At 71.9% G+C, this 22,775-nt stretch carries 19 protein-coding genes and 1 riboswitch; of the genes, 13 read left to right on the top strand and 6 right to left on the bottom strand.

Annotated elements, in window-relative coordinates; genetic code table 11:
- Positions 1-11 precede the first annotated feature (11 nt).
- Positions 12-1,532 (bottom strand): DUF2079 domain-containing protein, encoded by a 1,521-nt coding sequence (locus ACGFNI_RS12620; RefSeq protein ID WP_393683144.1) that lies wholly within the window; start codon positions 1,530-1,532, stop codon positions 12-14.
- Between the two features lie 181 nt (positions 1,533-1,713).
- Between ACGFNI_RS12620 and ACGFNI_RS12615 the strand changes: the two genes are divergently transcribed.
- The 3 genes from ACGFNI_RS12615 to ACGFNI_RS12605 all read left to right on the top strand — a co-directional run bounded on the left by ACGFNI_RS12615 (position 1,714) and on the right by ACGFNI_RS12605 (position 4,515).
- Positions 1,714-2,463: an HNH endonuclease family protein gene (locus ACGFNI_RS12615; RefSeq protein ID WP_393683142.1), complete on the top strand. Its 750-nt coding sequence runs from the start codon at positions 1,714-1,716 to the stop codon at positions 2,461-2,463.
- A 286-nt stretch (positions 2,464-2,749) separates the two neighbouring features.
- Positions 2,750-3,391 carry a SurA N-terminal domain-containing protein gene (locus tag ACGFNI_RS12610; RefSeq protein ID WP_393683141.1) on the top strand — a complete coding sequence of 214 codons (642 nt, stop codon included), beginning with the start codon at positions 2,750-2,752 and terminating at the stop codon, positions 3,389-3,391.
- A gap of 86 nt (positions 3,392-3,477) precedes the next feature.
- Positions 3,478-4,515, top strand: coding sequence for a nucleoside triphosphate pyrophosphohydrolase (locus ACGFNI_RS12605; protein ID WP_393683140.1), 1,038 nt, complete (start codon positions 3,478-3,480; stop codon positions 4,513-4,515).
- Here the strand turns inward: ACGFNI_RS12605 and ACGFNI_RS12600 are convergent.
- Positions 4,505-5,854 carry an MFS transporter gene (locus tag ACGFNI_RS12600; RefSeq protein ID WP_393683138.1) on the bottom strand — a complete coding sequence of 450 codons (1,350 nt, stop codon included), beginning with the start codon at positions 5,852-5,854 and terminating at the stop codon, positions 4,505-4,507. The genes ACGFNI_RS12605 and ACGFNI_RS12600 overlap by 11 nt on opposite strands.
- 145 nt (positions 5,855-5,999) lie before the next feature.
- Here ACGFNI_RS12600 and ACGFNI_RS12595 point away from each other — a divergent pair, with 145 nt between their 5' ends.
- The 8 genes from ACGFNI_RS12595 (at position 6,000) to ACGFNI_RS12560 (ending at position 14,885) form a co-directional block, all read left to right on the top strand.
- Complete coding sequence (locus ACGFNI_RS12595) at positions 6,000-6,875, top strand: LysR family transcriptional regulator (protein WP_393683136.1); 876 nt, start codon at positions 6,000-6,002, stop codon at positions 6,873-6,875.
- Between the two features lie 82 nt (positions 6,876-6,957).
- Entirely contained in the window at positions 6,958-8,310 is a 1,353-nt protein-coding gene (locus tag ACGFNI_RS12590; RefSeq protein ID WP_393683134.1) for a cytochrome P450, read from the top strand.
- 355 nt (positions 8,311-8,665) lie between these two features.
- The gene (locus tag ACGFNI_RS12585) at positions 8,666-9,649 is read left to right on the top strand and encodes a transglycosylase family protein (RefSeq protein ID WP_393683133.1); all 984 of its coding nucleotides are present in this window, start codon (positions 8,666-8,668) and stop codon (positions 9,647-9,649) included.
- Between the two features lie 218 nt (positions 9,650-9,867).
- A riboswitch (cyclic di-AMP (ydaO/yuaA leader) is annotated at positions 9,868-10,076 on the top strand.
- Positions 10,077-10,080: 4 nt separating this feature from the next.
- Positions 10,081-10,764 carry a transglycosylase family protein gene (locus tag ACGFNI_RS12580; protein WP_393683131.1) on the top strand — a complete coding sequence of 228 codons (684 nt, stop codon included), beginning with the start codon at positions 10,081-10,083 and terminating at the stop codon, positions 10,762-10,764.
- A 493-nt stretch (positions 10,765-11,257) separates the two neighbouring features.
- On the top strand, positions 11,258-12,544 hold the full coding sequence (eno, locus tag ACGFNI_RS12575; RefSeq protein WP_393683130.1) for a phosphopyruvate hydratase: 1,287 nt from the start codon (positions 11,258-11,260) through the stop codon (positions 12,542-12,544).
- A 252-nt stretch (positions 12,545-12,796) separates the two neighbouring features.
- Positions 12,797-13,255, top strand: a complete 459-nt coding sequence (locus tag ACGFNI_RS12570; RefSeq protein ID WP_393683128.1) for a septum formation initiator family protein — start codon at positions 12,797-12,799, stop codon at positions 13,253-13,255.
- A gap of 110 nt (positions 13,256-13,365) precedes the next feature.
- On the top strand, positions 13,366-13,935 hold the full coding sequence (locus ACGFNI_RS12565) for a DUF501 domain-containing protein (protein ID WP_393683127.1): 570 nt from the start codon (positions 13,366-13,368) through the stop codon (positions 13,933-13,935).
- A complete protein-coding gene (locus tag ACGFNI_RS12560) occupies positions 13,932-14,885 on the top strand; it encodes an exopolyphosphatase (RefSeq protein ID WP_393683126.1) in 954 nt (317 codons plus the stop codon). Before ACGFNI_RS12565 ends, ACGFNI_RS12560 begins: the two co-directional genes overlap by 4 nt.
- Positions 14,886-14,941: 56 nt before the next feature.
- On the opposite strand, the gene ACGFNI_RS12555 is transcribed toward ACGFNI_RS12560, so the two are convergent.
- Both ACGFNI_RS12555 and ACGFNI_RS12550 read right to left on the bottom strand, forming a co-directional pair.
- Positions 14,942-15,211, bottom strand: coding sequence for a type II toxin-antitoxin system RelE/ParE family toxin (locus tag ACGFNI_RS12555; protein ID WP_393683124.1), 270 nt, complete (start codon positions 15,209-15,211; stop codon positions 14,942-14,944).
- Positions 15,208-15,480 (bottom strand): type II toxin-antitoxin system Phd/YefM family antitoxin, encoded by a 273-nt coding sequence (locus ACGFNI_RS12550; protein WP_393683123.1) that lies wholly within the window; start codon positions 15,478-15,480, stop codon positions 15,208-15,210. Before ACGFNI_RS12550 ends, ACGFNI_RS12555 begins: the two co-directional genes overlap by 4 nt.
- A 539-nt stretch (positions 15,481-16,019) precedes the next feature.
- Here ACGFNI_RS12550 and ACGFNI_RS12545 point away from each other — a divergent pair.
- Positions 16,020-17,396 carry an NAD(P)/FAD-dependent oxidoreductase gene (locus ACGFNI_RS12545; RefSeq protein ID WP_393683121.1) on the top strand — a complete coding sequence of 459 codons (1,377 nt, stop codon included), beginning with the start codon at positions 16,020-16,022 and terminating at the stop codon, positions 17,394-17,396.
- Positions 17,397-17,594: 198 nt separating this feature from the next.
- Positions 17,595-18,905 carry a class I SAM-dependent methyltransferase gene (locus ACGFNI_RS12540; RefSeq protein ID WP_393683120.1) on the top strand — a complete coding sequence of 437 codons (1,311 nt, stop codon included), beginning with the start codon at positions 17,595-17,597 and terminating at the stop codon, positions 18,903-18,905.
- 84 nt (positions 18,906-18,989) lie between these two features.
- Here the strand turns inward: ACGFNI_RS12540 and ACGFNI_RS12535 are convergent, their stop codons facing one another.
- Entirely contained in the window at positions 18,990-21,524 is a 2,535-nt protein-coding gene (locus ACGFNI_RS12535) for an ABC transporter permease (protein WP_393683118.1), read from the bottom strand.
- A gap of 54 nt (positions 21,525-21,578) precedes the next feature.
- The gene (locus ACGFNI_RS12530) at positions 21,579-22,361 is read right to left on the bottom strand and encodes an ABC transporter ATP-binding protein (RefSeq protein WP_393683116.1); all 783 of its coding nucleotides are present in this window, start codon (positions 22,359-22,361) and stop codon (positions 21,579-21,581) included.
- Between the last annotated feature and the right edge of the window lie 414 nt (positions 22,362-22,775).

Below are 22,775 nucleotides of genomic sequence, written 5' to 3'. Positions count from 1 at the left end.
CCGTAGGCCGGTCAGCGGGCCGATGTCCGGTGGAATACCGCGAGGCCCGCCGCCTCACCCGCCGGGACGTAGGTGGAGCCGGGGTGGCGGTGCGCGGCGTCGGCGAGTGCTTGTTGCGGGGTGCGGCCGTCGCGGAGCTGGACGGCGACGTAGTCGGGCGAGATGCCGCGGGTGTCGCCGATCCAGAAGACGCGGGTACGGCCGGTGAGATGGCTCAGCGGCCTGATGTCGGCCTCGACCGTCGCCCCGTCCGGGATCGTCTCCAGCAGGCGCTCGGCCGCGGTGACGTCCGGCGGCACCCGGTAGGTGGCCGCCTCGGTGAGCCGGGACAGCGGGAGGGTGCAGGTCAGCGCGAGCGCCGCGGACAGCACGGCGGCCGGCAGGTGCAGCGCGTAGGAGCGCAGCCACGGGCGGGCGGCGGTGCGGGCCCGCGGCAGGGCGTCGACGAGGGCGAGGAAGACCACCGGCATCAGGACGGCGCTGTAGTGCCAGTCGATGCCCCAGTAGTGCGGCTCGTGGGAGAGGAACCGCCAGCCGATCGTGGGCAGCGCGACCAGCAGGAGCGGGGAGCGCAGCGCGAGCAGTCCTGTGGTGGGCAGCACGATCCACAGGAGGGTGCGGACGGCGGTGCCGAAGGGAATGACCGGGCCGCCCGCGCCGTCGCCGCTGAGTTTGGTCCAGTAGTCGTACGAGCCCGAGCCGTTGAAGCCGGGGATGATCACGCCGAGGGTGACGGCGGTCGCGGTGACGCCGAAGGCGACCAGGGCGACGGCGAGCGGCACCGCACGGCGGGAGCGGATCAGCACCAGCGCCCCGATGGCGGCAGCGGTGACCCCCAGGTCCTCCTTGACCAGCACCAGCGGCGCGGCCCAGCACACCGCGGCGGTCCACCGGCCGCGCAGCACCGCTTCGAGGGCGAACGCGATCAGCGGCAGCGCGAAGGCGATCTCGTGGAAGTCGAAGTCGACGGCCTTCTGCACGCCCCAGGACAGCCCGTAGGCGACGCCGACGGCCAGGCCCCTGCCGCGGCCGAGGTGACGGGCGGCGGCCCGGGTGACCGGCAGCGCCGACAGCGCGAACAGCGCGGCCTGCGCGGTCAGCAGCGTCATCGCCGACGGGACGAGGCGGTAGAAGGGCGCGAGCAGGATCAGGACCGGGCTGAAGTGGTCGCCGATGATGTTGCTTCCGGGGCCCTTCAGATCGACTATCGGCGCCCGGAAGTGGGCGTAGCCGCGGACGGCCTGCTCGAAGATCCCCAGATCCCAGGAGGCCGTGCCCATCGTGCGGTAGCGGCTCAGGGAGATCACGGCGTACGCGACGAAGAGGAGCGCGGCCGTCCAGTACGGGTCGAGTCGGGGCGCGCGCAGGGCCGCCGTGCGCGCCCCGATCCGGCGTGCGCTGCGCCGTACCGGACCGGTGTCCTGCGGCGGGGTGCGCGGCTTCGGGGGGAGGGCGGTCGCGGGGCCGCCGGGGGCTGCGGTTCCGGTGGCGGGCCCCGCGTCGCCCCTCGCCGTTGCTGCGGCCGTTTCCATCAGGGTCCTCACTCTCAACTTCCGGAAAGATACTCGAAGCCGTCGAACAGGACGGTCCGGCGCACGCGCACCCGGCCGTGCGTACGTGCCCGCGCCGGGACCGGTCACCGGCCCGGCGGACCCCGTCCGTCCGGTGCCGCGGCCGTGCCCGCGACCTCAGCCACCGGATGGGACAACCGACTTGATACGTACCGCGCTCCGCGCCCGCCCCGCCACCCTCACCGCGACCGCGGCCACCGCCCTGGCCGCGCTGCTCGCCCTCACCGGCTGCTCGCCCGACGGCGGCGGCACGGACGCCAAGGGGGACGGGTCCGCCACCGCGCAGCCCGGCAGCGCCCTGTCCGCCGTGACCTCGCTCCACGTCAAGCGCCCCGCGCCGAAGACCGGTTACGCCAGGGACAGGTTCGGCAGCGCCTGGGCCGACACCGACGGCAACGGCTGCGGAACCCGCGACGACATACTCAAGCGTGACCTGCGCGCGCCCTCGTTCCGCGGCGGGGACTGCGTAGTCGTCGCCGGGACGCTGAAGAAGGACCCGTACACCGGGCACAGCGTGCGCTACCGGCGCGGCAGCAGCAAGGTCGACATCGATCACGTGGTGGCGCTGTCCGACGCCTGGAAGAAGGGCGCCGCGAAGTGGCCGGCGCGCAAGCGCATCGCGCTGGCCAACGACCCGCTGAACCTCATAGCGGTGGACGCGTCGGCGAACCGGCAGAAGAGCGACGGCGACGCGGCGGCCTGGCTGCCCGCGTACAAGGGGTACCGCTGCACGTATGTGGCGCGCCAGGTGGCGGTGAAGAAGAAGTACGGGCTGTGGGTCACGCGCAGCGAGAAGGACGCGATGCGGCAGGTGCTGACCGCCTGCCCGCAGGAGAAGCTGCCGGGCGGCGGCAATCCGACGGAGGCGCCGGCGCGGTTCTCCGCCAAGTAGCGGCGGCGGGGACGGGGCGGGCGGCGGAACTTCGCGGTCCGGCACGGCCGTTGCGCCCGCGGTCCGCATCCGAATTCGCGGGCAATCGTTGGCCAAACAGTGGCCTGGACCACGGGGACTCCTTACCATCGATCAGAGCCTGCGCCCGACCGGGGTTCAGACGCAGGCTCGCACGCCAGATCGATGAGCCACCGCCCCGGTGACCGCTGGGGCCGCCCCTTTCGACCACCACCGCACGGGCGCATCCCCAGCGCCGCCTCGTTCACGATCTTTGCCGGGAGGCCAAGTGTTCCGCCGTAGGACAGCGCTCTCCGTATCCCTCGCCGCGGGTCTGCTCGCCGCGGTCCCGCTGCTGACCGCCTGCGGCAGCGACGCACACCCCGGTGCCGCCGCCATCGTGGACGGTAAGCGGATCACCGTCGCCCAGCTCCAGGCGAAGGTGAAGGACGTACGGGAGGCCCAGGGCAGGTCCGCGCAGGGCGCCCAGCTCGTCGCGAGCACCGGCCGGCTCAGCCTGGCGACCCTCAACGGCATGATCTTCGACCGGGTCCTGGAGCGCGGCGCCCGGCAGGCGGGGGTCACCGTCCACCGCGACGGCGTGCAGAAGTGGCGGTCGGCGGCCGAGGAACGCGCGGGCGGCGGCGCACGGCTGAAGGCGATGTGGCTCCAACAGGGCATCGCCCCGGACGAGATCGACGCGACCGTCCGCAACCAACTCCTCCTGGACGGCCTCGCCAAGAAGATCGGCGCGGACCGCGGCAGCCCCCAGGGCCAGCAGAAGCTCGCCGACGCGCTCGCCACGACCTCCCGCGCGATGGGCATCGACGTCAACCCGCGCTTCGGCAAGTGGAACGACAAGCAGGTCATCCTCGGCCAGGCCAAGGACCCCTGGATCACCAAGGCCCCGGCCGCCAGGCAGCAGGCGTAGCGGCGGCGCCTTCCCGTGCCCCGGGGCGTTCCCCGCGGGCACGGGCGGCGCGGGGCGTTGTCAGTGGCGTGCGTTACGTTCAAGGGGTGAACGCTGACGCCTCCTCCGCCGACGCCGGCGCCGAAGCCCGCCCCGAGGGCGGCGGCACCGGACGCCTCGTCCTGCTCACCACCAGCCACCGCGTCGCCCCCGGCCTGCTGTCCTGGAACGCCTGGCAGACGCTGCGCGCCGCCGACGCGGTGCTGTGCGCCGACACGGAACACCCGCAGCTGCCCTACCTCCGCGAGGCCGGCATCACCGTCGACGCCGCCGTACCGACCGCCCGCGAGCTGGTCGACCACTGCGTCGCGGCGGACCGTACGGTCGTCGTCCTCACCTCGGCCGACGGCGAGAGCGCGCTGACCGACGGACTGGCCAGGCTGGCCGGGTCGGGCCGCGAGACCATGCCCGACCTGGAGCTGCTGCCCGGCTCCTACGACCTTCCCGGCGCCCGGCTGCTGGATCTCGTCCAGGTCATGGACCGGATCCGCGTCGCCTGCCCCTGGAGCGGCATCCGCACCCACGAAGACCTCGCCAAGTACGGCCTGGAGGAGGCGTACGAACTCGTCGAGGCCATCGAGGAGGGCGACCGCGAGGCACTGCGCGAGGAGCTGGGCGACGTCCTGCTCCAGGTCGTCTTCCACGCCAGGATCGCCCAGGACGACCCCGACGCACCGTTCTCCGTCGACGACGTCGCGGGCACGATCGTCGACAAGCTCATCCACCGCCACCCGCACGTCTTCGGTGCCGAGAGCGCCGAGACCCCCGAGGAGGTCAAGGCCCACTGGCTGCGGGCGAAGGCCGAGGAGAAGCAGCGGGATTCGGTGACCGAAGGCGTTCCGGTGGCCCAGCCGGGACTGGCGCTCGCGGCGAAGCTCGCCTCCCGGGTGCGGACCGCGGGCCTCGACGTCACACCGCCCGACGGGCAGGGCGTCGGCTACGCCCTGCTGGCGCTGGCCATCAGGGCCGAGGCGGACGGGGTGGACCCGGAGGCGGCGCTGCGGGCCGCGGCCCGCGCCTACCGCGACGCCGTACTGGCGGCCGAGGGCGGCGCGGGAGCGGGGCGGGACACCGTCACGGAGTGACCGAAGAGGCGGCTGTGGGGGCGGTCGTGGGGGCGGCCGTGGGCGCGCCCGCCACGGCCCCGGTCCGCGTCCCGCCACCGCCCCGGCGCCTGTCGCTCAGCCGCTCCGCGCACCACACCACGACCAGCGCCGCCGACAGCGCGGCGCCCACCGCGCACACCCCGGACCAGCCGGCCGCGCTCCAGACCGCGGAGGTGAGCGCGGAGCCGACCGCCCCGCCGGCGAAGTAGGCGGTCATGTAGGCCGAGTTGAGGCGGTTGCGGGCCTCGGGGCTGACCGCGTAGACGAGGTTCTGGTTGCTGATGTGCACCGCCTGCACGGCCAGGTCCAGCACGATCACCCCGGCCAGCAGGGCCACCAGCGCCCAGGTACCGCCCGCACCGCCGGCCGCGAGCAGTCCCCAGGACCCCAGCAGCAGCACCGCCCCCGCGCCGGTCACCCGGTGCACCAGGCCGCGGTCCGCCAGCCGTCCGGCCGCCGAAGCGGACAGCGAACCGGCCGCGCCCACCAGCCCCAGCAGTCCGATCGCCGACTCCGACCAGCCGTAGGAAGGCCCGGACATCAAGAAGGCCAGCGCCGTCCACAGCACGCTGAACGTCCCGAACGCCAGCGCGCCGAGCGCCGCCCGCCACCGCAGCACCGGCTGCTGTCCGAACAGCGCCAGCGTCGAGCGCAGCAGCGCCGGATAGCGCAGCCCCGCCGTGGTGTGCAGGACGGGCAGCCGCAGCCGCAGCAGCACCGCCATCAGCAGCATCAGCACGGCGTTCACCCAGTACACGGTGCGCCAGCCGCCGAGTTCGGCCAGCAGCCCCGCCGCCGTGCGGGCCAGCAGGATGCCGAGCAGCAGCCCGGTCATGACCGTGCCGACCGTCCGGCCGCGCTCCTCGGGAGCTGAGAGGGTCGCCGCGTACGGCACCACCACCTGCGCGGCGACCGACGCCAGGCCGGTGAGCGCGGTGCCGGTCAGCAGCAGCGCGGCGTTCGGCGCGCTCGCCGTGACGGTCAGGAACAGCGACGTCGCCACGCACAGCGTCACCGCGAGACGGCGCTGCTCCAGCAGATCACCGAGCGGCACGAGCAGCAGCAGCCCGAGGCCGAAGCCGATCTGGGCGACGGTCACCACCAGCGCGGCGGCGGACGCGGACAGCCCCAGATCCTGCCCGATGACGTCGAGCAGCGGCTGGGCGAAGTAGTTCCCGGCGACGGACAGGCCGGTGGCGACCGACATCAGCAGCAGCGTGCCGCGGCCCAGCCGCTGCGGCCCGGCCGCCGGTGGCACCGCCTGCGCGGCACTCGCCGCTTCGGGCGCCGTGCGCGGCGCCTCCCCCTCGGACTCCATGTCCCCTCCTGCCAGTTGGTTCTTTTCCGTGCCCGCCTCCCCCCGGTGGCGGACGGTCCCAGCCTGCGGGCTGCGCATCGATGAGTCCAACACACTGTCGTCATCGCATCCATCGCCGATCGCGATGGATCGTTATCCTCCGCGGATGGAGTTGCAGCAGATGCGGTACGTCGTCGCGGTCGCCGAGACCGGCGGGTTCACCCGGGCCGCCGAGCGCTGCCATGTGGTGCAGTCGGCGCTCAGCCACCAGATCGCCAGGCTGGAGAAGGAGCTGGGCGCCCGGCTCTTCCAGCGCACCAGTCGCAGCGTGCGGCTGACCGCGGCGGGCGAGGCGTTCGTGCCGGTCGCCCGGCAGGCCCTGGCGTCGGCCGAGCGGGCCCGCGCCGAGGTGGAGGCGGTCGCGGGCGAGGTGCGCGGGCAGCTCGCGGTCGGGGCGATCTCGACCCTGTCGGCCGTCGATCTCGCCCAGGAGCTGGGCGCGTTCCGCACCCGCTATCCCCAGGTGCGGGTCGGCCTCCGGATGGAGATGAGCGACGAGCTGATCGAGAAGGTGCGGCAGGGCGCGCTGGACGTCGCCTTCGTCGGCCTGGTGCCGGGCGCGCGGGTCACCGGGGTACGGGAGAGGGAACTGGCGCGCGGCGAGCTGGTCGCGGTGGTGCCGCCGGGCCATCCGCTGGCCGGGCAGGAGCGGACCGGTCTGGCGCGGCTGGCCAGGGAGACCTTCGTCGACTTCACGGCGGGCTCGGCCGCCCGCAGGCAGCGCGACGACGCCTTCCGTGCCGCGGGGCTGAACGCCGACGTGGCCTTCGAGGTGACCACCGTCGAACTCCTGGCGAAGCTGGTGCGCGCGGGGCTCGGGGTCGGCATGGTGCCCGAGGGCATCGCGGGGGAGCTGACCGGGCTGCACGTCGTCCGTGTCCGCCCGGCGCCGCGGCGCATCGAGCGGGTGGTGTGGCAGGCGCTCGGCCCGTCGCCCGCAGCCGCCGCGTTCCTGGCGGGCCTCGGGGTGGACCCGGGGTGAGCACGGCCCGCGCGGCCGGGGCGCGGGCGTACGGCGCGGGCGCCCGGCGAGGCGCGGGCGCCGCAGCGGTTACCGTCGAAAGGTGCACGACAAGCCCGACACCACCCCCGACACCGTCCCCGGCGCCGCCCCCGCGGGCCCGCCCGCGCGCTGCCCCGCAGCCTCCGCGCCGCCGCCCGCCCCCGAGCTGTTCACCTGGGAGTTCGCCGCCGATCCTTACCCGGCGTACGCCTGGCTGCGGGAGCACGCGCCGGTGCGCAGGACCGCGCTGCCCAGCGGCGTCGAGGCATGGCTGGTGACGCGGTACGCCGACGCCAGGCAGGCGCTCGCCGACGGCCGGCTCTCCAAGAACCCGGTGCACCACAGCGAGGCCGCGCACGGCAAGGGCAAGGTCGGCATCCCCGGCGAGCGCAGCGCCAACCTGATGACCCACCTCCTCAACATCGACCCGCCCGACCACACCCGGCTGCGCCGCCTGGTCTCCAAGGCGTTCACCCCGCGCCGGGTCGCCGCCTTCGCCCCGCGCGTCCAGGAGCTGACCGACGCGCTCATCGACTCCTTCGCGGCCCGCGGCGAGGCCGACCTGATCCACGAGTTCGCCTTCCCGCTGCCCATCTACGCGATCTGCGACCTGCTGGGCGTACCGCGCGAGGACCAGGACGACTTCCGCGACTGGGCCGGGATGATGCTGCGGCACACCAAGGCGGGCCAGGCGGGCGGGCCGCGCGGCGGCGTGGCCAAGGCGGTGAAGAAGATACGCGGCTATCTCGCCGAGCTGATCCACCGCAAGCGCGCCGAACTGCCCCGCGAGGCGGCCCCAGGCGAGGACCTCATCTCCGGCCTGATCCGCGCGTCCGACCACGGCGAGCACCTCACCGAGAACGAGGTGGCCGCGATGGCGTTCATCCTCCTCTTCGCCGGCTTCGAGACCACCGTCAACCTCATCGGCAACGGCACCTACGCCCTGCTGCGCCACCCGGAACAGCGCGCCCTGCTCCAGAAGTCCCTGGCGTCGGGCGACGACGGCCTGCTCGCCACCGGCATCGAGGAACTGCTGCGCTACGACGGCCCGGTGGAGCTGGCGACCTGGCGGTTCGCCACCGAGGAACTGACCATCGGCGGGGCGCGGATAGCCGAGGGCGACCCCGTACTCGTCGTGCTGGCCGCCGCCGACCGTGACCCCGAGCGGTTCGACGAGCCCGACACCCTCGACCTGGCCAGGCGCGACAACCCGCACCTGGGGTACGGGCACGGCATCCACTACTGCCTGGGCGCCCCGCTCGCCAGGCTCGAAGGCCAGGCCGCCCTCGCGACGCTGCTGACCCGGCTGCCCGACATCCGGCTCGCGGCCGAACCCGACGAGCTGCGCTGGCGCGGCGGGCTCATCATGCGCGGACTGCGGTCCCTCCCGGTGGAGTTCACCCCGGCACCGTGACGGGGCCGGGAACCGGCCCGGCGGCGGGCCCGGTTGACGGCCGCGCGGGCCGGTCTGCTACCGGCTCGGCGACGTGCCTGATGAGGGCCGTGACAGCCGATTTCTTGACGGTGCGTCAGCTACGTGACCTCTACGTGATCTCCGCTACACCGGCTTGTGACGACCCGTGAGCCCGGCTACCTTTCGACCGAACCTGTGCTCGACCGCCCCGGCGGGACGGCCGCGCCGAAGCCTCGGCCGGCCGGCATCCGCCGGTGCGACAACTCAACGCCGCTCGAAAGGCAACCGCATGCGCTCCGGGAACGGCCGCCATCGTCGACCCCGTCAGGCACCGGCCCTCTTTGTCACGGCGGGAGTGGCCGGCGCCGGCATCGCCATGCCACTGCTCGGCGCGGGCTCCGCACACGCCGCCGACACCGCCGCCTGGGACCGCGTCGCCCAGTGCGAGAGCGGCGGGGTGTGGAGCGGTGCGTCAGGCGACGGCTACGGCGGTCTCCGGCTCACCGCGGACCTGTGGCAGGAGTACGGCGGCCTGGCGTACGCGCCGCGCCCCGACATGGCCAGCCGCGCCCAGCAGATAGCCGTGGCCGAAAAGATCCTGGACGACCGTGGCCCAGGCGCCTGGCCGGGCTGCGCCGTCGACGCCGGCCTCTCCCGGGGAGGCCGCGCACCGGACGTCGATCCGGGCAGCACCGACGCGCCGACCCCCGCCCCCACGGACCACGACGGCCAGGGCGCAGGCGGCACGGACGACGCGACCGATCCGGCCGACCCGACCGATACTTCCGGTTCACACGATTCACCCCCCTCACCTGACCCGTCCGACCCGTCGCACCCGTCGGACACCTCGGACCCGTCCGGTACTTCGGGCTCGCACGACCCCGCCACCGACCCGTCCGACGCCACCCCCCGCCCCGGTGCACCGGACTCCGGGCACACCGAGGGCGACGGCAGCGGCCACGACGGCAAGGGCGAGGGCGCGAACGGCGATCACGAGGCGCCAGGCGCGGGCGACTCCGACGCGTCCGACGGCTCCGGCGACTCCGCGACGCCCGGCAGCGGGAGCCCCGACCCGACGCCGCCCGGCAAGCACCGCGGCGGCGAGGGTACGGACGACGGCGGCAGGACCTCGGGGCGGCACGCCTCGCGGGGTGACGGGGAGCGTACGCAGCCGGCTCGCGGCGACTACACCGTGCGCCCCGGTGACAGCCTGTCAGCCATCGCCGAGGCCCGGGAGCTGCCCGGCGGCTGGCCCGCGCTGTACGAGCGCAACCGCGAGGTCGTGGGCTCCGACGCGGACCTCATCCACCCCGGACAGCATCTCGATCTCGGGCGCTGAGCGGGTAGTTAGTCGGCTTTTGCCCCTTTTGGTGAAAGTGAGACATGGCTCTCGTTGACGCCTGCGGTGTCCGACCCGTCCACTGAATCCATACCGCGCCCTACCTGCGGAAATATGAGCGCTCTGCGGTTATTGGCGGTCAACTGGGTGCAGAAAACGGGGTTTGAACCGCACAGGGGTTCATGTCTACGGTCAGGACCGCTCGCCAAAGCGGGCCCTTCGCTCACACGCCGAATCCTGCCGGTGGGTGAAGGCGGTCGACGCGCAAGCGCCGAAGGCAGGAGCGGGGGAACCAAGGTAAGTGCCGGCCCCGCCCGTGAAAGCGGGTCAGCCGGCTTGGGGTGAAGACGTGTGTGAAGCACACACGGCCGGGCAGCTCACAGCCCGAACCCGACAGCTCACCTCGTAGGCGTCGGTGAGGAAAACGAACCATGCTGATCAACAAGGGCAAGCACCGTCGTCCGTCCAAGGCCGTCCGCGTCGCCACCCTCGCCGGTGTCGCCGGTGCCGCTGTGGCCGTCCCGCTGATGGGCGCCTCCTCCGCCTCCGCCGCCTCGGTCGCCACCTGGGACGCCGTCGCCCAGTGCGAGTCCGGCGGCAACTGGTCGATCAACACCGGCAACAACTACTACGGCGGCCTGCAGTTCTCGCAGTCCAGCTGGGCCGCCGCCGGCGGTACCCAGTACGCGCCCCGCGCCGACCTGGCCACCAAGAGCCAGCAGATCGCCGCCGCCGAGAAGCTGCTCGCCATCCAGGGCCCGGGTGCCTGGTCCTGCGCCGGCGCCGGCAACCTGACCTCCGGTGGCCCCGCCGCCAGCGTCGACACCTCCTCGGGCTCCGGCACGACCAAGGCCGCCCCGCAGCAGAAGGCCGAGACCCCGGCCCCGCAGCACAAGAGCGCCCCCGCCCCGCAGGCTCCGGCCCCGCAGCAGCAGAAGTCCCAGCCGGTGCCGAAGTCCGACCCGCACGGCAACTACACCGTCAAGTCCGGCGACACCCTCGCCAAGATCGCCAAGGCGCACGGCACCAACTGGAAGTCCGTCTACGCGAACAACAAGTCCGTCATCGGCGGCAACCCCAACCTGATCTTCCCGGGCCAGAAGCTCAGCATCTGAGCCCACCCCTGGCAGGGCCTTGAGGGCTCCGTGCCCGGTGCCTCCTCCCGGATGACCGCAGCGGTTCGCGCGTACGGCGGTCCGCGCGAACCGCTCGCCCGGGAGGCGGCGAGGGCCGAAGAGCCGGAGCGCGCCCGGGAGTTCGCTCATATCTCCCGGGCTGCATCAAATGCACGCAATGCGCATTGAGTTCCCTCTCGCTCCTACTCATCCCGCTCTGCCCGTTTTCTCCCCGCGGGATACCCCGTCCGGCGCGTTCGTCCCCGCATCGCGCCGCGGCGGGGTCTCTCCGTTCCGTACCCTGGTGCCGGACACAGCGACGTGACCGCCCCTTACAGCTGCTCTCCCGCCCGGCGGACGAAGCTGCCCGAACTCCTGCGAACTGGGCCTTTGGGTCACTCTTCCTCCCGCCGAGGGGGCTGAGGGCGAGCGGAACGGCAACAGGCCGTTAGGCTCGTGCTGCAGAACTCCAGACACCCATGAAGGAGACAACGTGCCGTCCATCGACGTCGTCGTAGCCCGCGAAATTCTCGACTCGCGAGGTAATCCCACGGTCGAGGTCGAGGTCGGCCTCGACGACGGCAGCACCGGCCGTGCCGCGGTTCCGTCCGGCGCCTCGACCGGCGCCTTCGAGGCCATCGAGCTCCGCGACGGCGACCCCGGCCGTTACCAGGGCAAGGGCGTCGAGAAGGCCGTCCTCGCCGTCATCGAGCAGATCGGCCCGGAGCTGGTCGGCTACGACGCGACCGAGCAGCGGCTGATCGACCAGGCCATGTTCGACCTGGACGCCACCGACAACAAGGGCTCCCTCGGCGCCAACGCCATCCTGGGCGTCTCCCTCGCCGTCGCGCACGCCGCGTCCGAGGCCAGCGACCTGCCGCTGTTCCGCTACCTCGGTGGCCCGAACGCGCACGTCCTGCCCGTCCCGATGATGAACATCCTCAACGGTGGGTCGCACGCCGACTCCAACGTCGACATCCAGGAGTTCATGATCGCCCCGATCGGCGCGGAGTCCTTCTCCGAGGCGCTGCGCTGGGGCGCCGAGGTCTACCACACCCTCAAGAAGGTCCTGAAGGAGCGCAACCTCTCCACCGGTCTCGGTGACGAGGGCGGCTTCGCCCCGAACCTCGGCTCCAACCGCGAGGCGCTCGACCTGATCCTGGAGGCCATCCAGCAGGCCGGTTACGTCCCCGGCCAGGACATCGCGCTGGCGCTCGACGTCGCCGCGTCCGAGTTCTACAAGGACGGCAAGTACGCCTTCGAGGGCTCGGACCGCTCGGCCGCCGAGATGACCGAGTACTACGAGGGCCTCGTCGCCGACTACCCGCTCGTGTCCATCGAGGACCCGCTGTTCGAGGACGACTGGGCCGGCTGGCACGTCATCACCGAGAAGCTCGGCGCCAAGGTCCAGCTCGTCGGTGACGACCTGTTCGTCACCAACCCCGAGCGCCTGGCCCGCGGCATCGAGGAGAATTCCGCCAACGCGCTGCTGGTGAAGGTCAACCAGATCGGCTCGCTGACCGAGACCCTGGACGCCGTCGAGCTGGCCCAGCGCAACGGTTTCAAGTGCATGATGTCGCACCGCTCCGGCGAGACCGAGGACGTCACCATCGCCGACCTCGCCGTCGCCACCAACTGCGGCCAGATCAAGACCGGCGCCCCGGCCCGCTCCGAGCGCGTCGCCAAGTACAACCAGCTGCTGCGCATCGAGGAGATCCTCGACGACGCCGCCGTCTACGCCGGCCGCTCCGCCTTCCCCCGGTTTCGCCCTGCGAACTGATCAAGCACAGCGCCCCGCGAACTGATCAGGCACAGCACCCTGCGAACCGATCAGCCGCGGCGCCCCGCGAACTGACCGGAACGGCAGGGCCGATCGGCCCGAGCGTGGCGTCCCGCCTCGCAGCGTCCCCGGCAGCGGTCCCGTACCGTTGCCGGGGACGGCTTTGTCTCCGAACGGCCAGGACCGGCGCGGAGCGTGGCCGCGGAGCGTACGTTCGTACCTCCGCGAAGACGGCAATCCAGGGGAGGCGACGTGCCCGCTGACCGGTTCTCGACCGCGACCCGGCTCAAGGCGCTCGGTGAACAGGCGGCGGCCCGCGTCTACCGCGCCCGGCGGCCCCGCCGCAACCGGCTGACCGGCCGCGCCGCCCTGCTGGCCCTGGTGATGTGCTCCCTCGTCGTGGCGCTCGCGTACCCGATAAGGCAGTACGTGTCGCAGCGTTCGGACATCGCCGACCAGCGCCGCAAGGCCCAGGAAGCGGGCCGGACGCTGGACCGGCTGCGCGACGAGAAGGCGCGCTGGCAGGACCCCGCGTACGTCGAGCAGCAGGCCAGGCTGCATCTGCACTTCGTCAGGCCGGGGGAGACCGGCTACCTCGTCCAGGACGGCACCGGCGCCGGTACGGGCGCCGGGCGCAAGGGCGCGGGGGCGGCCGAGCGGCCCTGGTACAAGAATCTCTGGGACGGCGTCGACTCGGCCGACAAGAGGTGACCGACCGGACCGTCCCGCCCGCCCCGACCCGACCTGTCCCCGCCGCAGGCGGCGCACGTGCCGCACCGGCCCCCGCCCGCCCGCGGACCCCGATCCCACCGAAAGCGCACATGGACACCGCCCCGCCCCAGACCGAGCCCACCGAACCCACCGCCGCTGACATCGCCGCCTTCAAGGAGCAGCTGGGCCGCCCGCCGCGCGGCCTGCGGGCCATCGCGCACCGCTGCCCCTGCGGACAGCCGGACGTCGTCGAGACCGCCCCGCGCCTGGAGGACGGCACGCCCTTCCCCACGCTCTACTACCTCACCTGCCCGCGCGCGGCCTCCGCGATCGGCACGCTGGAGGCCAACGGCGTGATGAAGGAGATGACCGAGCGGCTGGCGACCGACCCCGAACTGGCCGCCGCCTACCGCGCCGCGCACGAGGACTACATCCGGCGCAGGGACGCCATCGAGGTGCTCCAGGGCTTCCCCAGCGCCGGCGGGATGCCGGACCGGGTCAAGTGCCTGCACGTCCTGGTCGGCCACTCGCTGGCGGCAGGTCCCGGCGTCAACCCGCTCGGCGACGAGGCCATCGCGATGCTGCCGGAGTGGTGGCGCAAGGGCCCGTGCGTCTCGCCGTGCCAGGACACCCCGGATGCGGCGCGGGACGCCGGCGCCCCCGAAGGAGACGCGGAATGAAGCGGGTAGCCGCCATCGACTGCGGTACGAACTCCATCCGCCTGCTGGTCGCCGACGCCGATCCGGCGACGGGTGAGCTCAAGGAGCTGGACCGCCGGATGCAGATCGTCCGGCTGGGCCAGGGCGTGGACCGCACCGGGCGGCTGGCGCCCGAGGCGCTGGAGCGCACCTTCGCCGCCTGCCGGGACTACGCGGCGGTGATCAAGGAACTGGGCGCCGAGCAGGTCAGGTTCGTGGCGACCTCGGCCTCCCGGGACGCCGAGAACCGCGACGACTTCGTCCGCGGCGTGCTGGACATCCTGGGCGTCGAGCCCGAGGTGATCACCGGCGACCAGGAGGCGGAGTTCTCCTTCACCGGCGCCACCAAGGAGCTGACCGGCCGCACCGATCTCACCAAGCCGTACCTGGTCGTCGACATCGGCGGTGGCTCCACCGAGTTCGTGCTCGGCTCGGACTCCGTGCGGGCCGCGCGGTCGGTCGATATCGGCTGCGTCCGGATGACGGAGCGGCACCTGCTGCGGGACGGCGAGGTCAGCGACCCGCCGAGCGCCGAGCAGATCGCCGCGATACGAGCGGACATCGACGCGGCACTCGACCACGCCGAGGAGGCCGTACCGCTGGCCGAAGCGGCGACCCTGGTGGGCCTGGCGGGCTCGGTGACCACCGTCGCCGCCCTCGCCCTGGACCTGGACCACTACGACTCGCAGGCCATCCACCACGCGCGGATCCCGCTGGCCAGGGTCCAGGAGATCACCGCCCGGCTGCTCGCCTCCACCCACGCGGAGCGCGCGGCGAGCCCGGTCATGCACCCAGGCCGGGTCGACGTGATCGCCGCCGGCGCCCTCGTCCTGCTCGCCATCATGGAACGGACCGGCGCCGCGGAGGTCGTCGTCAGCGAACACGACATCCTGGACGGGATCGGCTGGCACGCCGCACTCGACGACGAGTGACCCTCCAACTGGCGAGACAGCCCGGACGGATCCTTCGGGCTCCGGGCTGTCCGCTCTCAGATGTTGCGGTAGACGTCGCGCCGGTCGCCGACCTCGACAACGAGGATGATGAGTTCGTCGTCTTCGACCTGGTAGGCGATCCGGTAGTTGCCGACCCGAAGCCGATAGAGGCCCGACGGGCCGGTGAGCTTCTTGATGTCGGCGTCCTCGCGGTACGGATCGTCGCCGAGCGCGGTCAGCGCGGCCAGGATGCGCATGGCGGCAGGCCGGTCGATGGCTCGAAGCTGCCGCTGTGCCGCTGTGGTGAATCGGAACGCGTACTTCACGCCGCGCCTTCGGAGCGCTCGGCGAACAGGTCCGCCAGCAGCTCAGCCATGGTCACGGTCGGGCCGCCCTCGGCCAGGACCGCTTCCGCTTCCCGGGCCAGCAGTACATCGGCCGCCTCCTCGAGCGCGTCGAAGTCCGCGATCGGCACCACGGCTGCCACCGGTATGCCATTGCGGGTGATCACCGTAGGTGAGCCCTCCTCGGCACGATTGATGTGGTCCGCCAGGTGTGCACGGGCTTCCCGTACGGTCACAGTGCTCTCAGCCATAAGGGAAGTGTACGCTTCTTTGTGTACACGCTCCGGGAAATGAATGACGCTTTGAAGGTGATGCCCGACGGGACGCCCGGAGCCTCGCCTGACGGGGTCCGGGAGTCAGCCCCCTGGGCCGTCCGTTTCCGAGCGCGCCGGGGTCCATCCGAGCGCCGGGAAACGGGGTTTGAGGGTTCCTGGGGGGCTCGCGGTGCGGGGCCGGCGGGAAAGTTCGTGAAACTCTTCACATGAAAAAAGTGCCCGATGGCCGAACAAAGCGGTCCTAGGGCCCTCATTCGAAGGTCCTAGGCCCTCTGGAGCCGGTGAAAGTCCGGGTTCCGGAGGGTCTTGTCCGTGCTTACGGGGTGTGTGGTTCAGCCGCCCGTGCGTTCACAATCCCTGATCAACAGGGGTATCCAACGCCTTGCCCGGCCCAGTGGTTCCCGTGATGCGCTATGGCGTCCGTCACGGGGGTGGCGGAGTGTAGCAGATACCCCCCGAGTGCTTGTGAAGGGGCTCACGAGCGACCCCCCGAGCAGGGGTGGATACTCGATTGCATGAGCACCACGGAGCGTCCCAGGATCCTCGTTGTAGGCGGTGGGTACGTAGGCCTGTACGCGGCACGCCGCATCCTCAAGAAGATGCGGTACGGCGAGGCGACCGTCACGGTCGTCGACCCGCGCTCGTACATGACGTACCAGCCCTTCCTCCCTGAAGCTGCGGCCGGCAGCATCTCTCCCCGCCACGTCGTGGTTCCGCTACGACGCGTGCTGCCCAAGGCAGAGGTGCTCACCGGCCGGGTGACCACCATCGATCAGGACCGCAAGGTCGCCACGATCGCCCCGCTGGTGGGCGAGGCGTACGAGCTGCCTTTCGACTACCTGGTCATCGCGATGGGCGCGGTCTCCCGTACCTTCCCGATCCCCGGCCTGGCCGAGAACGGCATCGGCATGAAGGGCGTGGAAGAGGCCATCGGCCTGCGCAACCACGTTCTGGAGCAGCTGGACAAGGCTGACTCCACGACCGACGAAGACGTCCGCCGCAAGGCGCTGACCTTTGTGTTCGTCGGCGGCGGCTTCGCGGGTGCGGAGACCGTCGGCGAGGTCGAGGACATGGCGCGCGACGCCGCCAAGTACTACAACAACGTCAAGCGCGAAGACATGCGCTTCCTGCTGGTCGACGTCGCCGACAAGATCCTCCCCGAGGTGGGCCCGAAGCTCGGCGCCTACGGCAAGGAGCACCTTGAGGGCCGCGGTGTCGAGGTCTACCTCAAGACCGGCATGGACTCCTGCGTCGACGGCCACATCGTGCTGAACAACGGCCTTGAGGTCGACTCCAACACCCTGGTGTGGACCGCCGGTGTCAAGCCGAACCCGGCGCTGTCCCGCTTCGGTCTGCCGCTGGGCCCGCGCGGCCACGTGGACACCGGCACCACCCTCCAGGTGCAGGGCACCGACTACATCTGGGCCGCCGGCGACAACGCCCAGGTCCCGGACATGGTCGGCCGCAAGGCGGGCAACGAGAACGCCTGGTGCCCGCCGAACGCCCAGCACGCGCTGCGCCAGGCCAAGGTGCTCGGCGACAACGTCGTGTCCGGCATGCGCGGCTTCCCGCAGAAGGACTACAGCCACGCCAACAAGGGTGCGGTCGCCGGTCTCGGTCTGCACAAGGGCGTCGCGATGATCGTCCTGGGCAAGACCAAGATCAAGCTCAAGGGCCGGCTCGCCTGGTATATGCACCGCGCGTACCACGGCATGGCCATGCCGACGTTCAACCGCAAGATCCGGGTCTTCGCCGACTGGACCCTCGCGATGTTCCTCAAGCGTGAGGTCGTGTCGCTCAGCGCCATGCAGAACCCCCGCGAGGAGTTCTACGAGGCGGCGAAGCCGGCGCCGAAGCCCGCGGCCGACAAGCCGAAGGCCAACGCTTCCTGATACCTCGGTCGGGGTCATCCGACCAGCCCGAAGGGCGTCCGCCATCCGTGGGGCGGGCGCCCTTCGGCGTGTGCGCCGTAGCGTGCGCCGTGCCTTTTGCTGTTCCCTTACGCGGGAACGGGACTATTTCGGCGCCCAATTGGCGTTTACGTGGTGGGTGAAACTTGTTTGCCCCACGTCAACACGGAGGTGTGCGACATGGCCGACGCCGCTGGACGGCTCACCAAGCTCGCCGAGGAGGTGCTGGGAGCACCCCTCCCGGTCCGTATCCGCGCCTGGGACCGCAGCGAGTCCGGCCCTCCGGGCGCACCCGTACTCGTCTTCCGCAACCGCAGGGCGCTGCGCCGCCTGCTGTTCAAGCCGGGCGAGCTGGGTCTTGCCCGCGCCTGGGTGGCCGGCGACATCGAGGTGGAAGGCGACCTCTACGAAGCCCTCGACCAGCTGGCCGGGCTGATCTGGGAGCGCGGCACCGCGGCTCCCGCCCCGCAGCGCGCGCCGCTGCTGCGCGCCCTGGCACGCCCCGAAATCCGGGCCGCAGCCAAGGAGTTGGTCACCCTGGCGGGCGCCCCGATCCCGCCGACGCCGCCCGCCGAGGAGGCCAGGCACCGCCGCGGCCCGCTGCACACCCTGCTGCGCGACAAGGAAGCCATCAGCCACCACTACGACGTCGGCAACGACTTCTACGAGCTGGTGCTCGGCCCGTCGATGGTCTACTCCTGCGCGTACTGGGACGGCCCCGACGGTTCCCTGGAGGACGCCCAGCGCGACAAGCTCGACCTGATCTGCCGCAAGCTCGGCCTCAAGGAAGGCCAGCGGCTGCTGGACGTGGGCTGCGGCTGGGGCTCGATGGTGCTGCACGCCGCCCGCGAGTACGGCGTGCGGGCGGTCGGCATCACCCTCTCCGATGAGCAGGCCGCCTACGGGCGCAAGCGCATCGCGGAGGCCGGGCTCGCGGACCGTATCGAGATCCGGGTGCAGGACTACCGCGAGATCCACGACGAGCCGTTCGACGCGATCTCCTCGATCGGGATGGCCGAGCACGTCGGGCGGGCGCTCTACGCCGAGTACGCGAGCGCCCTGTACGCCCTGCTGAAGCCGGGCGGCCGGCTGCTCAACCACCAGATCGCCCGGCGGCCCCTGGAGGACGAAGACGCGTACCACGTCGACGAGTTCATCGACCGGTACGTCTTCCCCGACGGCGAGCTGGCCCCGGTCGGCCGGACCACCGGGGCCCTGGAGGACGCCGGATTCGAGGTGCGGGACGTCGAGGTGCTGCGCGAGCACTACGCGCTGACGCTGCGCCGCTGGGTCGCCAATCTGGAGAAGCACTGGAGCGCGGCGGTGAAGCTGACGTCTCCGGGGCGGGCCCGGGTGTGGCGGCTCTACATGGCCGCGTCCGCGCTGTCCTTCGAGCGCAACCGGATAGGGATCAACCAGGTGCTCGCGGTGCGTACGCCGGAATCAGGCGCGTCGGGGCTGCCGCTGCGGGTGCGGGAGTGGCGGGGCTGAGGCCGCCGCCCCACCGCTGTACGGATGAGGGCCCCCGCACCACAGCTCGTGGTGCGGGGGCCCTCATCCGTAACGAGGCGGTGGCTACTCCGCCTTGATCGCCGCCAGCATGTTCAGCCGGGCCGCGCGGCGGGCGGGCCAGAGCGCGGCCAGCACGCCGACCAGTGCGGCCAGGGCCAGGAAGAGGCCCATCCGGCCCCAGGGCAGCACCAGTTCGTAGGTGCCGAGCGACCCGGAGATCAGCTCGCCTGCCGCCCAGCCGAAGAACACGCCGAGGCCGATGCCGAGCACCCCGCCGAACAGCGAGATGACCAGGGACTCCAGGCGCACCATCCGCTTGATGCCGGAGCGGTCCAGGCCGATGGCGCGCAGCATGCCGATCTCCTGGGAGCGCTCGAAGACCGACATCGCCAGGGTGTTGACGACGCCGAGCACCGCGACGATCACCGCCATGGCCAGCAGACCGTAGAGCATGTTCAGCATCAGGTTGATGGTCTGCGCGATGCCGTCGGACACGTCCTTCTTGTCCTGGACGGAGATGGCGGGGTTGTCACCCAGCGCCTTGACCAGCGAGTCCTTGGTGGATTCGGAGACGCCGGCCTGGGTCTTGACCATCACCTGCATGTCAGCGGCGTGCTTCTGGTGCGGGGCCAGGACGCCGTTGTCCAGGATGATGCCCTTGATCATCTCGTTGCCTTCGTAGACACCCGAGACGGTCAGTGCGCCCTTCTTGCCGTCCTCGAACGTCACCGGGACGTGCGAGCCGACCCGCCAGCCCTTCTCCTTCGCCGTGTCCGTGTCCACCACGGCCGCGTCGCCGTGCAGCCCGGACAGGCCGCCGCTGGTGAAGTCGAGGCGGGTGAGCTTGCCGAAGTCCTTGCCGTTGACGCCGGTCAGGTACTCGGTGGCGGAGCCGATGCGGGCGGGGGAGTTGCGCAGCGGGCTGGAGGCGGTGACCTCGTCGAGGGTGCCGATCTTCTTCGCGACGTCCGGCGAGAGCGGCGTCATCCCGGCCATCGAGACGATGTAGTCGGCCTTCAGCGAGTCGGTGGCCATCTTGTCGATGCCCTTCTGCACGCTGCCGGCGATCACCGTCAGACCGGTGATCAGGGTCAGCCCGACCATCAGCGCGGAGGCGGTGGCGGCCGTACGGCGCGGGTTGCGCACCGCGTTCTGCCGCGCGAGCTTGCCGGAGATGCCGAACATCCGCAGGACCGGCGAGGCCAGCGCGATCAGCGGCCTGGACAGCAGCGGCGTCAGGATGAAGACGCCGATCAGCAGAAGCACCGCGCCCAGGCCCATCAGGGCCTTGCCGTCGTCCATGCCCGTGGCGACCACGACGGCCGCGGTGCCCGCGCCGGCGAAGAGCGCGCCGATGGTGTTGCGGACCACCAGCGACTTGGTGGTGGCGGCGGCGTGCACGCTGTTCATCGCGGCGACCGGCGGGATCTTCGCGGCCCTGCGGCCCGGCAGCCAGGCGGCGAGCACGGTCACCACGATGCCGACGGCCAGCGCGGTCAGGACGGTCGAGGGGGAGACCACCAGCGGGCCGTCGGGCACCGTGGCGCCGGTGCCGTTCATCAGCGCGCGCAGCCCGGCGCCGATGCCGATGCCGGCGGCGAGTCCGACGACGGCGGCGACGGCGCCGACCACGCACGCCTCGATCAGCACCGAGCGGGTCACCTGGCGGCGGCTGGCGCCGACCGCACGCAACAGCGCCAGTTCCTTGGTGCGCTGGGCGACCAGCATGGTGAAGGTGTTGGCGATGATGAAGACGCCGACGAAGAGGGCGATGCCGGCGAAGGCCAGCAGGCCGGTCTTCATGCCTTCCATGCTCTGCGCGATCTGCTCGGCCTGGTCGTCGGCGAGCTGCTTGCCGGTGGTGGCCTCGGCGGCGTTGTGCGGCAGGATCGCGTCGACCGCGGTCTTCAGCGCGTGCTGCGAGGTGCCGGGGGCGGCCTTGACGTCGATCTCGTCGAACGTGCCCGGGGTGCCGAGCAGTTGCTGCGCGGTGGCGGTGTCGAACAGCGCGAGGCTGCCGCCCGCGGACACCGCGCCGTCGTCGGTGGTGAAGACACCGGTCAGCTTCTCCTCGCGGACGGGTCCGTCGACGGAGATCCGTACGGTGTCGCCGACGCGGTAGCCGGCCAGGTCCGCGGTCCTGGCGTCCAGCGCGATCTCGCCGGCCCGCTGGGGGGCGGCGCCGTCGCGCAGCGGGTAGCGGGCGTCCTTGCCGTCCGCGCCGGGGTAGTAGTTGCCGCCGAGGGTCGAGAAGCCGTTGCCGATCAGCTTGCCGTGCTTGTCGGCGACGGCGGTGAAGCCGGAGACGTTGCCGGTGGCCGATGCGGCGCCCGGCAGCTTCCCGGCCTTGTCGAGCAGCTTGTGGCTGAGCCCGGGTGCGGCGCCGGGGTTGCCGGCCGCGCTGTCGGAGCGGTGCGGCTGGATGGCGACGTCGACGGAGTCGTAGCCCTTCTGGGCGCTGGACTGGAGGGCGTCGGAGATGGTCGAGGTGAAGACCAGGGTGCCGGAGACGAAGGCCACGCCGAGCATCACGGCGAGGGTGGTCATCAGCAGCCTGGCCTTGTGCGCGAGCACGTTGCGCAAGGCGGTACGGAACATGGGTGTGTCAGTCCTGAAGAAGAGGTCCGAAGTACGGGCGGCGGCTGCTGCGGGTCAGCTGGTACGCCCCTTGGCGTCGAAACCCTTCATGCGCTCCAGCACCATGTCGGCGGTCGGGTCGGGCATGTCGTCGACGATCCGGCCGTCGGCGAGGAAGACCACGCGGTCCGCGTAGGAGGCGGCGACCGGGTCGTGGGTGACCATGACGACGGTCTGGCCCAGCTCGCGGACGGAGTTGCGCAGGAAGCCGAGCACCTCGGCGCCGGAGCGCGAGTCGAGGTTGCCGGTGGGCTCGTCGGCGAAGATGATCTCCGGCTGCGAGGCGAGGGCGCGGGCGACCGCGACGCGCTGCTGCTGGCCGCCGGAGAGCTGGCTGGGGCGGTGCTTGAGGCGGCCCGCCAGGCCGACGGTCTCGACGACGCGGTCCAGCCAGGCGCGGTCCGGCTTGCGGCCCGCGATGTCCATCGGCAGCGTGATGTTCTCCAGCGCCGTCAGGGTCGGCAGCAGGTTGAACGCCTGGAAGATGAAGCCGATCTTGTCGCGGCGCAGCTGGGTGAGCTTCTTGTCCTTCAGACCGGTCAGCTCGACGTCGCCGATCCGGGCCGAGCCGCCCGATATCGCGTCCAGCCCCGCCATGCAGTGCATCAGCGTCGACTTGCCGGAGCCGGAGGGGCCCATGATCGCGGTGAACTGGGCCTGGCGGAAGTCCACGGAGACCGCGTCCAGGGCGACCACCTGGGTCTCACCCTGCCCGTAGACCTTGGTGAGATCTGTGGCGCGGGCGGCCACCGCGGTGGCGCGGGTGGCGGTGGAGACGCCGGAGTGGGTGGTGGTCACGGGGAAGTGCTCCTGTCGGACGGCGGCGGTACGGACGGTCCGCCGGGCGTACCGGCGGGCCCTTCCATCGTCGGCCCGCGGAACCGGCGTGGACGTCAACCCGTGTGACCGTCCTGGGGCAGCCCTGGGGCGTAGCCGTCCCGTCGGCCGTCATCCCTGGGGAGGAGAACGACCCCGAGGACGGCCGACGTACAACGCGCCCCGTACGCGCCTGGAGGCGGCGCCCCCGGAGGCTGTCGGACAGGCATCGACTTTCCGTCAATTCGGGCACGGAATGCGTTTCGGATGGTTGCGTCGGAGGGGGCCACCAGGCATGTGACAACGGCCTGTACCCGTTGCTGATGCTCCCTCAGTTGCCAATAAAATAAGACAACCTCGGGGTCGCTGGCCGAAGTGCGTGGTGCCCTGCGGGCT

The organism is Streptomyces sp. NPDC048644 (genome assembly GCF_043199105.1).
Classification (GTDB): domain Bacteria; phylum Actinomycetota; class Actinomycetes; order Streptomycetales; family Streptomycetaceae; genus Streptomyces.
The sequence above is the reverse complement of the archived record's forward strand: the minus strand, read 5'-3'. Positions and strand labels throughout refer to the sequence as shown.